Below are 14,571 nucleotides of genomic sequence, written 5' to 3'. Positions count from 1 at the left end.
AAGAGCTCGCGGCTAAAGCCACTCCTACAAAAAGAAAGCTCTGCATCCACCGTCCGCTTCTGCCTTATAGCAGTCACCGAGTCAGGCATCGCAGCGGCGCCATACGCTCGCCAGCCAGGGTTGTTGCTCGCGTGGCAGGCCAGCTGGGCGGTAGTAATGTTCCAGCTCGTCGAAGCCGGCGCCCGTGAGCAGTTGGCGCCAGCTTTCCAGGTCATACCAGGCGCCGTAGCGCTCGCCACTCCAGCCTTCCTGGTTGTCGCCTCTGGGGTTGGAGCTGAACAGTACGCCGCCTGGCTTCAGGCTGGCACGAAGTTCCCTGAGCACCCGTGGCAGCTCCTGGCTCGGAATATGGAACAGCACGGCGTTGGCGAAGATACCGTCGAAGCGTTCTGCCGGCAGATCCAGGGCGAGAAAGTCTTGCTGCCAGGCCTCGCAGCCACTGTCGGCGCGGGCCATGGCGACGAACTGCGGGCAGCCGTCGAGCCCGACCGGGCGATGACCGAGAGCCGCAAAGGTGCGCAGGTCACGACCAGGGCCACAACCGAAGTCGAGAATGCTCAGGGGCGCGGCTGTGTCGATGTGGCGCAGCAGCGCTTCGATGTTCTGGCTGACGTCATGGTCGCGGGTGCCCTCGCGGAAGCCTTCGGCGCTGGCCTGGTAGTGAGCCAGCGTGCGGCTGGTGATCTGTTGCAACTGATCGGGGTCGAGGGGCATGACGGGCCTCCGCAGAACGTGGGTGCCTATTTAACCGCATTGCGCGCGGGCCGTGACGATGCGCGATAACATCGCACCCTGAACAGGATTTGAGGTGACAGGGTGGATCTACAGCAGGGCTTCGTCCTGACCCGGCACTGGCGCGACACGCCGGCTGGTACCCAGGTGGAATTCTGGCTGTCGACCGACAGCGGCCCGCGTCTCGTCCGCCTGCCGCCGCAAACGTCGGTGGCCTTCATTCCCGTCGAGCAGCGCGCGCGTGCCGAGGCCTTGTTGGCCAAGGAGGCGGATTTCGAACTGCGCCCGTTGCAGTTGCGCGACTTCCATCAGCGGCCGGTGCTCGGCGTGTATTGCCGCCAGCAGCGCCCGTTGATTCAGCTCGAACAGACCCTGCGGCAGGCCGGTGTGGATGTCTACGAGGCCGATATTCGCCCGCCTGAGCGTTACCTGATGGAGCGCTTCATCACCGCTCCCGTGCTGTTCGGCGGTACGCCAACGCAGGAGGGCGTACTGATCGATGCGCAGTTGAAGCCGGCGCCGGACTATCGTCCGCAGCTCAAGCTGGTTTCCCTGGATATCGAAACCACCGCCCGCGGCGAGCTGTACTCCATCGCCCTGGAAGGCTGTGGCCAGCGCCAGGTGTATATGCTCGGGCCGCCGAATGGTGACGCCGACGTCGACTTCGATCTCGCTTATCTGGATAGCCGCGCCGAGTTGCTGGAGGCGCTCAATGCTTGGCTGGAGCGCTTCGATCCGGACGCCATCATCGGCTGGAACGTGGTGCAGTTCGACCTGCGCGTGCTGCACGAGCATGCCCAGCGTCTGCATGTGCCGCTGCGCCTTGGCCGCGGCGGCGAAGTGCTGAACTGGCGCGAGCATGGTTCCAAGCAGCATTTCTTCGCCAGCGCGCCGGGCCGGCTGATCATCGATGGCATCGAAGCCTTGCGTTCGGCCACCTGGAGTTTTCAGTCCTTCAGCCTGGAAAGCGTCGCCCAGCAACTGCTAGGCGAGGGCAAGGCGATCGACAACCCCTACCAGCGTATGGACGAGATCAACCGCATGTTCGCCGAGGACAAGCCGGCCCTGGCCCGCTACAACCTCAAGGACTGCGAGCTGGTGACGCGCATCTTCGCCAAGACCGAACTGCTCACCTTCCTCCTCGAACGGGCCACGGTCACCGGCCTGCCGGTGGATCGCAGCGGTGGTTCGGTCGCCGCGTTCAGCCACCTGTATATGCCGCTGATGCATCGACAAGGTTTCGTGGCACCCAACCAAGGCGAGCGTCCGCCGGAAGCCAGCCCGGGCGGCTTCGTCATGGATTCGCGGCCGGGGCTTTACGAGTCGGTGCTGGTGCTGGATTACAAGAGCCTGTATCCGTCGCTGATCCGTACCTTTCTGATCGACCCGGTGGGGCTGGTCGAGGGGCTGCGGCAAACCGAAGATGAACATTCGGTGCCCGGTTTTCGCGGTGCGCGCTTTTCGCGTACTCGGCATTGTCTGCCGGCCATCGTCGAGCGCGTGTGGCAAGGCCGGGAAGCCGCGAAGCGGGCAGGCAACGCGCCTCTCTCCCAGGCACTGAAGATCATCATGAACGCCTTCTATGGTGTGCTGGGTTCCAGCGGTTGCCGTTTCTTCGATACGCGCCTGGCATCGTCCATTACCCTGCGCGGCCATGAAGTGATGCGCCGTACGCGCGAGCTGATCGAGGCCGAAGGGCACGCGGTGATCTACGGCGACACCGACTCCACCTTCGTTTGGTTGCGCAGCGCCCATTCCGAGAGCGACGCCGAACAGATCGGCCGCGGCCTGGTGCAGCGGGTCAACGCCTGGTGGCGCGAGCATCTGCAGACCGAGTTCGGCTTGCAGAGTGCCCTGGAGCTGCAGTTCGAAACCCACTTCAGCCGCTTTCTGATGCCGACCATTCGCGGTATGGAGGAGGGCAGCAAGAAGCGCTATGCCGGGCTGATCCGCCAGGCCGATGGCCGCGAGGAGATGGTCTACAAAGGCCTGGAGACGGTGCGCAGCGACTGGTCGCCGTTGGCCCGGCAGTTTCAGCAGGAGCTGTATCTGCGCATCTTCAAGCGTCAGCCCTATCAGGATTACGTGCGTGACTACGTGCAAAGCACCCTGGATGGCGAGTTCGACGAGCGACTGGTGTACCGCAAGCGTCTACGCCGAAGGCTTGATGACTATCAGCGCAACGTACCGCCGCACGTGCGGGCTGCCCGCCTGGCCGATGCCCACAACGATGAGCAGGGACGCCCTCGCCAATACCAGAGCGGTGGCTGGATCAGTTACGTGATGAGCGTGGCTGGCCCTGAGCCCCTTGAGCTACGCCGCGCTCCCATTGATTACGGCCATTACCTGAGCAAGCAGTTGCAGCCGGTGGCCGACGCCATCCTGCCATTCGTGGATGACGACTTCACGGCGCTGATCGGTGGTCAGCTCGAGCTGTTCTGAGACGCGTACCGGAACTTTCGCAACTTTTTGCAAACATTCTTCTTTCGCCACGTGACCCGCGCTTGAGCCATGCGTCGAACAGACGCGGGCCGCAATCAGGCTGAAGTGCATATTCGAAAAAGTAATTTGTTAGTAATTATTGATTCTTTTTTGTTTTATCCGCCTTGGCTTAGCCTTGCACCTGCCAATAAGTAGCGCCTACGAGTCTGGCCCGAGCCAGCTTACGACCCATGCCCCTGGAGCATCACCCATGAATAAATCCACCCTGGCCCTGGCTGTCACGATCGCCACGCTGGCGCAGCAGGCCAACGCTGCTGGCTTTATCGAAGACAGCACCGCCAAACTCGATCTGCGCAATTTCTATTACGACCTGAATACCAAGAACACCGCTGACAACACTGGCGAAGCGAATGAGTGGGGCCAGGGTTTCATCTTCAATTACCAGTCTGGCTTTACTCAAGGCACCGTTGGCGTTGGCGTCGACGTGATCGGCCTGTATGGCCTGCGTCTGGATTCGGGTGGCAAGAACACCAAAGCTGGTCGTGATCGCACCCCAGGTGCCCTGTTCCCGCTGGAAAGCGACGGCAGCGCAGCTAACGATTACAGCAAGGCTGGCGCCACCGCCAAGTTCCGCCTCTCGAAAACCGAACTGCGCGTAGGCACCCTGCAGCCGAAGCTGCCGGTCGTGACCTTCAACGATGGTCGTCTGCTGCCGCAACTGTTCAACGGTGGCCAGGTCATCTCCAACGAGATCGACGGCTTGACCCTGACTGCCGGTCAGCTGGAACACACCAAGACCCGTTCCTCTACCGATGACGTTGGCTTGCGTATTGGTGGCGCGGCTCGCCCGACAGGCACCCCCGTTGGTACCCCGATTGCCGACACCAACAAGTTCTACTTCGCCGGTGGTGACTACAAGATCACCAAGGATCTGACCGCTCAGTACTACTACGGCAACCTGGACGATTTCTACAAGCAACACTTCCTGGGTCTGGTGCATAACCTGGCTCTGCCGGCCGGTAACCTGAAGAGCGACCTGCGTTATTTCAACAGTGGCTCCGATGGCAAGAACGGCAGCCTGGCGGGTCGTAACGAAGGCTACCGAAGCAGCGGCTACTGGGCAGCGGGCGACACCAAGAGCGGTGAAGTCGACAACCAAACCTGGAGCGCCCTGTTCACCTACAGCCTGAGCGGCCACGCCCTGAGCGCTGGCTATCAGCAGGTTTCCGGTGATAGCGCCTTCCCGTTCCTCAATCAGGGTGACGGCTCCAGCTCCTACCTGATCACCGACCGTCAGATCGGCAAGTTCGCCAGTGCCGGCGAGCGCACCTGGCTGGCCGAGTATGGCTATGACTTCGGTACCGTTGGCGTGCCAGGCCTGAAAGCTGTTGTCACTTACCTGAAAGGCGACAATATCGATGCAGCCGATGGCGATCGCAAAGAGTGGGAGCGCGACTTCCGTCTGGATTACGCCGTTCAGCAGGGTTCGCTCAAAGGCCTGGGCTTCTCCTGGCGTAATGCCTCGCTGCGTGGCAACAACGCCACCGACGCCGACGAGAACCGCCTGATCGTCAGCTACAGCCTGCCGCTTCTGTAAGGTTTTTCGGGCGGGGCGAAGCATTGCTTCCCTCGCCTTTTTTATTCGAGCCTGCCTGCCTCCATCTCCGGTTGCGGGTGCTCAGCGCGACGGCGGTTCGCCGCTCCTATCGCGTGCTTCCATTCCTCGTGGTGGAATCTTGCCGGGCATCTGCCCGGTTTTTTTTGCCTGCTTTTTGCCACGCCTCTATCCCGGCAATTCTCCGCCGTTGATGTGCCGCGAATTGATTTGCAAAGACCGCCTTGTCCGATCGCCGGAACCCATGCCTGTCCCGGGCGTTCTTTACTGAACATTCGTGAAGGGGCAACGCGCCATGACACTCAGTGAAAAACACAAAATGCTCATCGGTGAGCTCTATCTGGCCAGCGATCCTGAACTGCAAGCCGAAAGCGCTGCCACCATTGCCTGGCTGGCGCGCTACAACGGCAACTTGGGCCTATCGCCGGCCGAGCGCACCCAGGTGCTGGCCGAGCGCCTGGCGAGCATTGGCAGGGGCGTGGTGGTGCGTTCGCCGTTTCACTGCGATTACGGTTTCAATCTCACGCTGGGCGATGAGGTGTTCATCAACTTCAACTGCGTGATCCTCGACGTAGTGGCCGTGAGCATCGGCGACAAGACCCAGATCGGCCCCGGCGTGCAGATACTCACCGCGGATCATCCGCGTGCTCCCGCCGAGCGCGAGTCCGGTCTGGAGTTCGGCCGGCCTGTGAGCATTGGTCGCAACGTCTGGATTGGCGCTGGGGCGCTGATCCTTCCGGGAGTGACTGTCGGTGACGACGCGCTGATCGGTGCCGGCAGTGTGGTCACGCGCGATGTACCTGCCGGAGCGAAGGTCGCAGGTAACCCGGCGCGTGTGCTCGGATAGGGCCATCTCGCTGGACAGGCCCACCGTTGACGAGGCGCCGACACGTCTGGCGGCGCGTTTGTTTATTTGGTTATAAATAAATCATTATTTATTCTTTTTAATATTCTGTGTTCCTGAGCATAGTGAGCGCCACGCAACGACTCACTTGAGGAGCACACAGCATGAGCATCCGCCTTGGCGACATCGCCCCTGACTTCGAACAGGACTCCAGCGAAGGCCGTATCCGCTTCCACGAGTGGCTGGGTAGCCAGTGGGGCATCCTGTTTTCCCACCCGGCGGACTTCACGCCGGTGTGCACCACCGAGCTGGGCTTCACCGCCAAGCTGAAAGACGAATTCGCCAAGCGCAACCTCAAGGCCATCGCCCTGTCCGTGCACCCGGTGGACTCCCATGTGAAGTGGATCGACGACATCAACGAGACCCAGAACACCGCGGTCAACTTCCCGATCCTGGCCGATGCCGACCGCAAGGTTTCCGAGCTCTACGACCTCATTCACCCGAATGCCAACGACACCCTGACCGTGCGTTCGCTGTTCGTCATCGACCCGAACAAGAAGGTTCGCCTGACCATCACCTACCCGGCGAGCACTGGGCGCAACTTCAACGAAATCCTCCGCGTGGTCGACTCGCTGCAACTCACCGACAGCCACAAGGTGGCCACTCCGGCCAATTGGCAGGACGGTGACGATGTGGTGATCGTGCCGTCGCTGAAAGACGAAGACGAAATCAAGCAGCGCTTCCCCAAAGGCTATCGCGCCGTGAAGCCCTACCTGCGTCTCACCCCACAGCCGAATAAATAAGGACGTCCCATGTTGGTGGTTTTGCTGGGCGGCAGCCCAAGCCAGAAGTCGCGCTCCAACGTGCTGCTCGACAAGGCGCGACAGTGGCTGCAGTCCCATGGCGTTGAGGTAGTGAGTTACCAGGTGCGCGACTTCGAGGCCGAGGATCTGCTCTTCGCTCGTTTCGACAGCCCGCGGATTCAGGGTTTGCAGGCCCACGTGGCCGCTGCTGACGGGCTGATCGTAGCGACGCCGGTGTACAAGGCCTCGTTTTCCGGGGCGCTGAAAACCCTGCTCGACGTGCTGCCCGAGCGCGCCCTGCATCACAAGGTGGTACTGCCTATCGCCACGGGTGGCAGCAGCGCCCACATGCTGGCGGTGGATTATGCCCTGAAGCCTGTGCTGTCGGCGCTCAAGGCGCAGGAGGTGCTGCACGGGGTTTTCGCCGACGACAGCCAGATCGCCTACACCGACACCGGTGGGGATCTGGTGCCAATTCTGGAACAGCGTCTGGATGACGCCTTGCAACACCTGATTCAGGCGCTCAACCGCCGGCCACAGCCGATCGAGCCGGGGCTGTTGAATGAACGTCTGATCAGTGGGCGCTGGAGCGCCTGAACCAAGGATTCACACACATTTCCATGGGTGAGCGTTCACCCATCAACCACCTTACTAGCCCGACAACGAGGCGGCAGGTGGCCAAACACTCAATGCAGAGGAGAGCGTCATGCGCACTATCACTTTGCGTCGGAGTCTGGTCGCCTTGTTTGCCGCGGCCATTTCCTTCGGCGCCATCACCCAGGCCCAGGCCGAGACCTTGCGGATCGGTTATCAGAAGTACGGCACCCTGGTGTTGCTCAAGGCCAATGGCTCGCTGGAGAAGCGTCTGGCCGCCAAGGGCATCGACGTCAAATGGACCGAATTTCCCGGCGGGCCGCAGTTGCTCGAAGGTTTGAACGTCGGCTCGGTGGACTTCGGCACCACCGGCGAGACACCGCCGGTGTTCGCACAGGCCGCCGGTGCCGATCTTCTGTACGTCGCTTACGAACCGCCAGCGCCGACCAGCGAAGCGATCCTGGTGCCCAAGGATTCGCCGCTCAAGTCGGTGGCTGAGCTGAAAGGCAAGAAGGTCGCCCTCAACAAGGGCTCCAACGTGCACTACCTGCTGGTGCGTGCCCTTGAAGAGGCCGGTCTGAAATACAGCGACATCCAGCCGGTATACCTGCCGCCCGCCGATGCCCGCGCCGCGTTCGAGCGTGGCAGTGTCGATGCCTGGGTGATCTGGGATCCCTTCCAGGCCGCCGCCGAACAGCAGTTGCAAGCGCGCACGCTGGTCGATGGTCAGGGCCTGGTGAGCAACCATCAGTTCTACCTCGCGACCCGTCCCTATGCCGAGAAGCACCCGGAGGTGATCGAGGCCCTGGTCGAGGAAATCCGCAACATCGGCGAGTGGGTCAAGGCCCATAACGACGAAGCCACTGCACAGGTCGCGCCGTTGCTCGGCCTGTCGGCTGACATCACTCGCCTGGCTGTGCAGCGGCAGAGCTATGGCGCCCAGTTGATAAGCCCGCAGGTGGTCGAGGCACAGCAGAAGATCGCCGACACCTTCACCGATCTGAAGCTGATCCCCAAGAAATTGAGCATCAAGGACGTGATCTGGACTCCTCCGGCATCCCTCGCGGCTGCTCAGAAAACCCAGCAGTAAGGCATTCAGCTGCGTGGCCACGGGCCGCGCAGCGACCCCATCCCAAGGAGACCACTCCATGAGTCTGAACATTTTCTGGTTTCTGCCGACCCACGGTGACGGCCATTATCTCGGTACCTCGCAAGGGGCCCGTGCCGTTGATCACGGCTATCTGCAGCAAATCGCCCAGGCTGCCGACCGCCTCGGCTTTGGTGGCGTACTGATTCCCACCGGCCGCTCCTGCGAGGATTCCTGGCTGGTCGCCGCGTCGCTGATCCCGGTGACCCAGCGCCTGAAGTTCCTCGTCGCCCTGCGTCCGGGCATCATTTCTCCGACCGTGGCCGCGCGCCAGGCGGCCACGCTGGATCGTCTGTCCGGCGGCCGCGCGCTGTTCAACCTGGTCACCGGCGGTGATCCGGACGAACTGGCTGGCGACGGTCTGAACCTGTCACACGCCGAGCGTTATGAAGCGTCCGTCGAGTTCACCCGCATCTGGCGGCGAGTGCTGGAAGGCGAGGTCGTCGATTACGACGGCAAACACATCCAGGTGAAGGGCGCCAAGCTGCTTTATCCGCCGGTTCAGCAACCGCGTCCGCCGCTGTACTTCGGTGGCTCGTCCGAAGCTGCGCAGGATCTCGCCGCCGAACAGGTCGAGCTGTACCTGACCTGGGGCGAGCCTCCGGCTGCAGTGGCCGAGAAGATCGCCGCGGTGCGTGAGAAGGCCGCGGCCCAGGGGCGCGAAGTACGCTTCGGCATTCGCCTGCACGTGATCGTCCGGGAAACCAACGAAGAGGCCTGGAAGGCCGCTGACAAGCTGATCGCTCATGTTGACGACGACACCATCGCTCGCGCCCAGGCCTCCCTGGCGCGCTTCGACTCGGTCGGTCAGCAACGCATGGCCGCCCTGCACGGTGGCAGCAAGGACAACCTGGAAGTGTCACCCAACCTCTGGGCCGGCGTCGGCCTGGTGCGCGGTGGTGCCGGTACGGCGCTGGTCGGCGATGGCCCGACGGTCGCCGAGCGGGTCAAGGAGTACGCCGCTCTGGGTATCGATACCTTCATCTTCTCCGGTTATCCACACCTCGAAGAGTCTTATCGGGTCGCCGAACTGCTGTTCCCACACTTGGATGTGAACCGCCCTGCGCTGCCGGAAGGCGCGAACTATGTCAGCCCGTTCGGTGAAATGGTCGCCAACGACATTCTGCCCAAAGCGGCGTCGGCCAGTTGAAACACGCCGGGCCTGGATGCCCGGCTATTTCGTGATGATTGTTGAGGTATGAAATGAGCAACACGTCTTTCCATAACCTGGCTCTGCGCCTGGCGCCCTGGGCTCTGCCCGTGGCGCTGCTGGTCGCCTGGCAAGGCTCGGTGGCCCTGGGGTTGCTGTCCACGCGCATTCTGCCGGCGCCCAGCGCGGTGTTCGAGGCGGGCTGGCAGCTGCTTTCCAGTGGCGAGATCTGGACCCACCTGGCGATCAGCGGCTGGCGTGCAGGGGTTGGTTTCGCCATTGGCGGCGGCATCGGCCTGGCGCTGGGTTTCATCACCGGCCTGTCGAAATGGGGCGAGCGCCTGATCGATAGCTCGGTGCAGATGATCCGTAACGTGCCGCACCTGGCGCTGATTCCGCTGGTGATCCTGTGGTTCGGCATCGATGAGAGCGCGAAGATTTTTCTGGTCGCCCTTGGCACGCTGTTCCCGATTTACCTGAACACTTACCACGGCATCCGCAACGTCGACCCGGCGCTGGTGGAAATGGCACGCAGCTATGGCCTGTCCGGTTTCGCCCTGTTCCGTCAGGTGATCCTGCCCGGCGCGCTGCCGTCGATTCTGGTCGGCGTGCGTTTCGCCCTCGGTCTGATGTGGCTGACCTTGATCGTTGCCGAAACTATTTCCGCCAGCAGCGGCATTGGTTATCTGGCGATGAACGCCCGTGAATTCCTGCAGACCGACGTGGTGGTGCTGGCGATCCTGCTGTACGCAGTGCTCGGTAAGCTGGCCGACCTGGCAGCCCGTGGACTGGAACGTGCCTGGCTGCGCTGGCATCCGGCCTATCAAACCAAGGCAGGTGCCAAATGACCGCTTTGCATAGCCTCAATCGAGGCACGCCGCTGACCATTCGCGGTATTCAGAAGTCCTTTGGCGAGCGCCAGGTACTCAAAGATATTGATTTGCGCATTCCTTCGGGCCAGTTCGTTGCTGTGGTCGGGCGTAGTGGTTGCGGCAAGAGCACCCTGCTGCGTCTGCTAGCCGGCCTCGACCAGCCTACTGGCGGTGAGCTGCTGGCCGGTAACGGCACATTGGCGGCGACTCGTGACGATACCCGCCTGATGTTTCAGGAGGCGCGTCTGCTGCCCTGGAAACGCGTGATCGACAACGTCGGACTCGGCCTTACCGGTGACTGGCGGCCCAAGGCCCAGCAGGTGCTGGAAGCGGTTGGTCTGGGCGAGCGCGCCAACGAGTGGCCGGCGGCACTGTCCGGTGGCCAGAAGCAGCGCGTGGCCCTGGCCCGCGCACTGATTCATGAACCGCGCCTGTTGCTGCTCGATGAGCCGCTGGGCGCACTGGATGCCCTGACCCGTATCGAAATGCAGCAATTGATCGAGGGCCTCTGGCAGAAGCACGGTTTTACCGTACTGCTGGTTACCCACGACGTCAGCGAAGCCGTCGCGACCGCTGACCGGGTCATTCTCATCGAAGACGGCCAGGTTGGTCTGGATCTGGACGTGAACCTGCCACGCCCCCGCAACAAGGGCTCGGCACGCCTCGCTTCGCTGGAGGCCGAAGTACTCAACCGCGTTCTGCAACTGCCCGAGCTGCCACCGCAGCCCGATCCCGTTTCACCGCTCCCGACGCAACTGCGCTGGGCGCTCTAACCCTGACTTCATGCCCCATTCGGGGCTACTTGTTACCCTAGGAGACTCACCATGACCATTAAAGCCATCAACGTACGTAACCAGTTCAAAGGCACCATCAAGGAAATCGTCGAAGGCGACGTACTGTCGGAAATCGACGTACAGACCGCAGCCGGCATCGTTACCTCGGTGATCACCACCCGTTCCGTGCGCGAGCTGGAACTGGGCGTGGGCAGCGAAGTGATCGCATTCGTTAAGTCCACAGAGGTGTCCATCGCCAAGCTCTGATCGCTTAGCGTGGGAAAACGGCCGGCCTTGCGCCGGCCTTTTCGTGGGTGCTGCGTAATGCCTGAGAGGCTGCTACAAGGCGAAAGCGGTCTGCTGCGGGGTTCGATCTGATCGTTCCTCACGCTCCGCGTGGGAATGCCTGCAGGGACGCTCTGCGTCCGATGTCGAGGCCTGGCGGGCGCAGAGCGCCCTGGATTGGGCTCCCACGCTGGAGCGTGGGAGCCATCATCAATCTCGTGGGAGGGGCCGGGCGGCGATCCGCTTTAGCCGCGAGCTCTTTACGCCTAGCTGGGCAAAATCGCGGCTAAAGCCTCTCCCACAAAAGCTCTGCTCACCGGCCGCTTTCGCCCCCTTGCGGTCGAACATGATGCGTCTGCAGGTGACACGCAGCAGATTTGAGCAGGTTCCTAGCGCTCTTCGCGCAACCTGGCCATCTGCCGCTCGAGCAGTGCCGGATACGGATCGAGCAGGCGCTCGACGCAGCTGGCGCCCTCGGGGCTGGCGATGGCGCGGATGCGGGCGCGCTGGCGCAGCGTGGCATCTTCACCGACGCGGCGTTCGACCAGCAGCAGGTTGCGGCTGTGCTGAGACAAGGCCAGGGCATCCTGTGCGGTTTCGCTGAGCAGCAGGTCGCCTTGACTGAGGCCCTGCAGGTCTTCGCCGAGGGTCAGGCCGAGTTGCAGGTGCAAGGTGATGCCACTGTCGGCAACCTCGATCTGCAGGGCATGGCCCAGTGCGCGCAGCAGTTCACCGCAGCAGATGGCGTGGGTCAGGTAGTCGTCCCCGCTGTCCTGATGATGGAACAGCATCAGGCTGCTGCCATCGTTAAGGGTGTACAGCTGCGCCTTGTACAGCGTCGCGGCCTTGTCCAGGCAGTTACGATAGCTTTCCAGCAGCTCCATCAGGCGCGTGCGCGGCAAGCGCCGCAGTTGTTCCTGGGCGCCTAGCTGGACGGCCAGTACGGCACTTTTCTGTGGCGCAGCAGGTGCCGCCGGGGCGAGATGAGCAGGGGTTTCGTCGCTGTCATAGAGATCGGCGAAGGCGTCATCGTCGATGTCATCGCTACGTCGGCGGCTCGGCGGATCGTAGTCGTCGACGTCGAAGCGGGTATCACGCAGATCGCGGACTTCGAACTCGGGCTCGTCGTCGTGATCGGCATCCGCGTCATGCTGGAACTGCTCGTCCAGATCATCGAGGTCGTCGAATTCCGGTTCTGGCTCCGGTTGCGGTTCTGGTTTTTCAGGCGCCAGGCGAGCTTGCAGCTGGCGCGCCAGGTCGCCGATCTCGTCCTGGCGATTGGCGCCCGGAGCGTAGTCATCAGGGTCACGCAGCCAGACGCGCATCTGCATCAGTGGTGTGGAGATTTGCCGGCCGAGGCGCAGGCTCAGCGACAACGTCAGGGCCAGCAGGATAAGGCTGAGAATACCCATGCTCTGCAGGCTGATGGTCATCGGCTGCTCGAACTGCTGCATGTCCAGGCTGATGCGCAGCTGCCCGGCCATGACCTCCTGAAAGGTGATGGGTGTTGAGTACAAACCCTCGGTTTCGCCGAGCATGCTCTTGCTTGGGCGTGTGCCGGCCTCCGCGAGAATGCGGTTGTCGACGCTGTAGATGGCTGCATGGGCCACCAACGGATTCTTCACCAGGTTGTTGAGCAGCACGTTGAGGCTGAGGATGTCGTTGGACACCAGCAGTTCGGTCGCCGAGGCCGCCGTCTGCGTGATCAGGCTGCTGCCCAGTGCTTCGGCCTGCTGCTGCATGGCCTGCTTGAACTGCATGCCGATCACCCAGGCATAGATCACCAGCGCCATGGCCACCAGCAGCAAGCTGTGACTGACGATGCGCAATGCCAGCGGCACGCGACGTTGGCGCAGTGCACGGAAAAGCAGAAGGAAGAAGTTGTCGGGTTTTACGGGGGCGGGCCGGTTCACAGAGCTCGGCTCTCGTTGACTGGAGTGGCGCGCAGTATAACGAGCGACCCGCACAGGGCAAAGCGCCGAGCGTGTTCGGGACGCATTGAAAGTGGTTAGAATGTGTCCTTTTTCACCGGCCCTGCTGCACATCGCCGTTCGGCAGGCCGTTCATAGTCCTGCGAGCCCCGGAGTACGCCTTGCGCGAAATCGTCCTGATCAACATTACCGGCGAAGATCGCCCCGGCCTCACGGCTGCCATTACCGGTGTATTGGCCCAAGGTGGCGTGAATATCCTCGACATCGGCCAGGCGGTTATCCACGACACCCTGTCGTTCGGCATCCTGGTAGAGATTCCCGACACCGAGCGCGCGTCCTCGGTGCTCAAGGACATCCTCTTCACGGCCTACAAGCTCGACCAGCAGGTGCGTTTCACGCCGGTCTCGGAAGACGACTACCAGAACTGGGTCGCCGGCCAGGGCAAGGCACGCCACAGCGTAACGCTGCTGACCCGCAAGGTCACGGCCGAGCAGTTGCAGCGCGTCAGCGCGATCACTGCCAGGTACGGGCTGAATATCGACCATATCGACCGACTGTCCGGGCGCATGCCGCTGGACATGCCGGTGGAGCAGGGCAAGGGTTGCATCGAGTTCTCGGTACGCGGCGAGCCGAGTGATCCGGCCGCTCTGCGCGCTGAATTCCTCAGCGTTGCGCAGGAGTTGAACGTCGATATCGCCTTCCAGGCCGATTCACTGTTCCGTCGCAACCGCCGCCTGGCCGTGTTCGACATGGACTCTACCTTGATCGAGGCGGAAGTGATCGACGAGTTGGCCAAGGCCGCCGGCGTTGGTGAGCAGGTATCGGAAATCACCGAGCGGGCCATGCGTGGCGAGCTGGATTTCCGCGCCAGCTTCAAGGAGCGCCTGGCGTTGCTCAAGGGGCTTGATGTTGGCGTGCTGGACGAAATCGGCGCGTCGCTGCGACTGACCGAAGGCGCCGAGAACCTGTTCGCCGAGCTCAAGCGTCTGGGCTACAAGACCGCCATTCTGTCCGGCGGCTTCACCTATTTCGCCAAGCAGTTGCAGGCCAAGCTGGGTATCGACTATGTGTTTGCCAACGAGCTGGAAGTGGTCGACGGCAAGGTCACGGGTGTCGCCATCGAGCCTATCGTCGATGCGCAGCGCAAAGCCGACTTGCTCCGCGAGCTGGCGCACAAGGAAGGTTTGCGTCTGGAGCAGACCATCGCAGTCGGCGATGGCGCCAACGACCTGCCGATGCTGGCTATCGCTGGGCTGGGGGTGGCATTCCGTGCCAAGCCGCTGGTCAAGCAGTCTGCCAAACAGGCGATTTCTACCCTGGGCCTGGATGGCCTGCTTTACCTGTTGGGGTTCCGCGACCGCGACGGTCAGGCCTGATACAGTT

At 62.3% G+C, this 14,571-nt stretch carries 13 protein-coding genes; 11 read left to right on the top strand and 2 right to left on the bottom strand.

Annotation, left to right across the window (positions count from 1 at the left end):
• Positions 1 to 81 precede the first annotated feature (81 nt).
• Complete coding sequence (locus K5Q02_RS02445) at positions 82 to 714, bottom strand: class I SAM-dependent methyltransferase (protein WP_225836007.1); 633 nt, start codon at positions 712 to 714, stop codon at positions 82 to 84.
• A 102-nt stretch (positions 715 to 816) separates the two neighbouring features.
• On the opposite strand from K5Q02_RS02445, the gene K5Q02_RS02440 reads away from it, so the two are divergent.
• The 10 genes from K5Q02_RS02440 to K5Q02_RS02395 all read left to right on the top strand — a co-directional run bounded on the left by K5Q02_RS02440 (position 817) and on the right by K5Q02_RS02395 (position 11,239).
• A complete protein-coding gene (locus K5Q02_RS02440; RefSeq protein ID WP_225836005.1) occupies positions 817 to 3,174 on the top strand; it encodes a DNA polymerase II in 2,358 nt (785 codons plus the stop codon).
• Between the two features lie 250 nt (positions 3,175 to 3,424).
• A complete protein-coding gene (locus K5Q02_RS02435; protein ID WP_225836002.1) occupies positions 3,425 to 4,771 on the top strand; it encodes an OprD family porin in 1,347 nt (448 codons plus the stop codon).
• 313 nt (positions 4,772 to 5,084) lie between these two features.
• A complete protein-coding gene (locus K5Q02_RS02430) occupies positions 5,085 to 5,636 on the top strand; it encodes a sugar O-acetyltransferase (RefSeq protein WP_225836000.1) in 552 nt (183 codons plus the stop codon).
• Between the two features lie 161 nt (positions 5,637 to 5,797).
• Complete coding sequence (locus tag K5Q02_RS02425) at positions 5,798 to 6,436, top strand: peroxiredoxin (RefSeq protein ID WP_225835997.1); 639 nt, start codon at positions 5,798 to 5,800, stop codon at positions 6,434 to 6,436.
• A 9-nt stretch (positions 6,437 to 6,445) separates the two neighbouring features.
• Entirely contained in the window at positions 6,446 to 7,033 is a 588-nt protein-coding gene (ssuE, locus tag K5Q02_RS02420) for an NADPH-dependent FMN reductase (protein WP_225835995.1), read from the top strand.
• Between the two features lie 109 nt (positions 7,034 to 7,142).
• Entirely contained in the window at positions 7,143 to 8,120 is a 978-nt protein-coding gene (locus tag K5Q02_RS02415) for a sulfonate ABC transporter substrate-binding protein (RefSeq protein WP_225835993.1), read from the top strand.
• Between the two features lie 58 nt (positions 8,121 to 8,178).
• Complete coding sequence (gene ssuD, locus K5Q02_RS02410; RefSeq protein WP_225835991.1) at positions 8,179 to 9,327, top strand: FMNH2-dependent alkanesulfonate monooxygenase; 1,149 nt, start codon at positions 8,179 to 8,181, stop codon at positions 9,325 to 9,327.
• Positions 9,328 to 9,380: 53 nt separating this feature from the next.
• Positions 9,381 to 10,175, top strand: coding sequence for an aliphatic sulfonate ABC transporter permease SsuC (ssuC, locus tag K5Q02_RS02405; protein ID WP_225835989.1), 795 nt, complete (start codon positions 9,381 to 9,383; stop codon positions 10,173 to 10,175).
• A complete protein-coding gene (gene ssuB / locus K5Q02_RS02400) occupies positions 10,172 to 10,972 on the top strand; it encodes an aliphatic sulfonates ABC transporter ATP-binding protein (protein WP_225835987.1) in 801 nt (266 codons plus the stop codon). The genes ssuC and ssuB overlap by 4 nt, the downstream gene beginning before the upstream one ends.
• Positions 10,973 to 11,023: 51 nt before the next feature.
• On the top strand, positions 11,024 to 11,239 hold the full coding sequence (locus tag K5Q02_RS02395; RefSeq protein ID WP_013793202.1) for a TOBE domain-containing protein: 216 nt from the start codon (positions 11,024 to 11,026) through the stop codon (positions 11,237 to 11,239).
• Positions 11,240 to 11,646: 407 nt separating this feature from the next.
• Here the strand turns inward: K5Q02_RS02395 and K5Q02_RS02390 are convergent, their stop codons facing one another.
• Complete coding sequence (locus K5Q02_RS02390) at positions 11,647 to 13,170, bottom strand: AhpA/YtjB family protein (RefSeq protein WP_225835986.1); 1,524 nt, start codon at positions 13,168 to 13,170, stop codon at positions 11,647 to 11,649.
• A 179-nt stretch (positions 13,171 to 13,349) separates the two neighbouring features.
• Between K5Q02_RS02390 and serB the strand changes: the two genes are divergently transcribed.
• Positions 13,350 to 14,564 carry a phosphoserine phosphatase SerB gene (gene serB, locus K5Q02_RS02385; protein ID WP_225835984.1) on the top strand — a complete coding sequence of 405 codons (1,215 nt, stop codon included), beginning with the start codon at positions 13,350 to 13,352 and terminating at the stop codon, positions 14,562 to 14,564.
• The last annotated feature ends 7 nt before the right edge of the window (positions 14,565 to 14,571 follow it).

This window comes from Pseudomonas sp. MM211 (genome assembly GCF_020386635.1).
Taxonomy (GTDB): Bacteria; Pseudomonadota; Gammaproteobacteria; order Pseudomonadales; family Pseudomonadaceae; genus Aquipseudomonas.
Note: the sequence above shows the minus strand (reverse complement) of the source record. Positions and strands in the feature narration are given on the sequence as shown.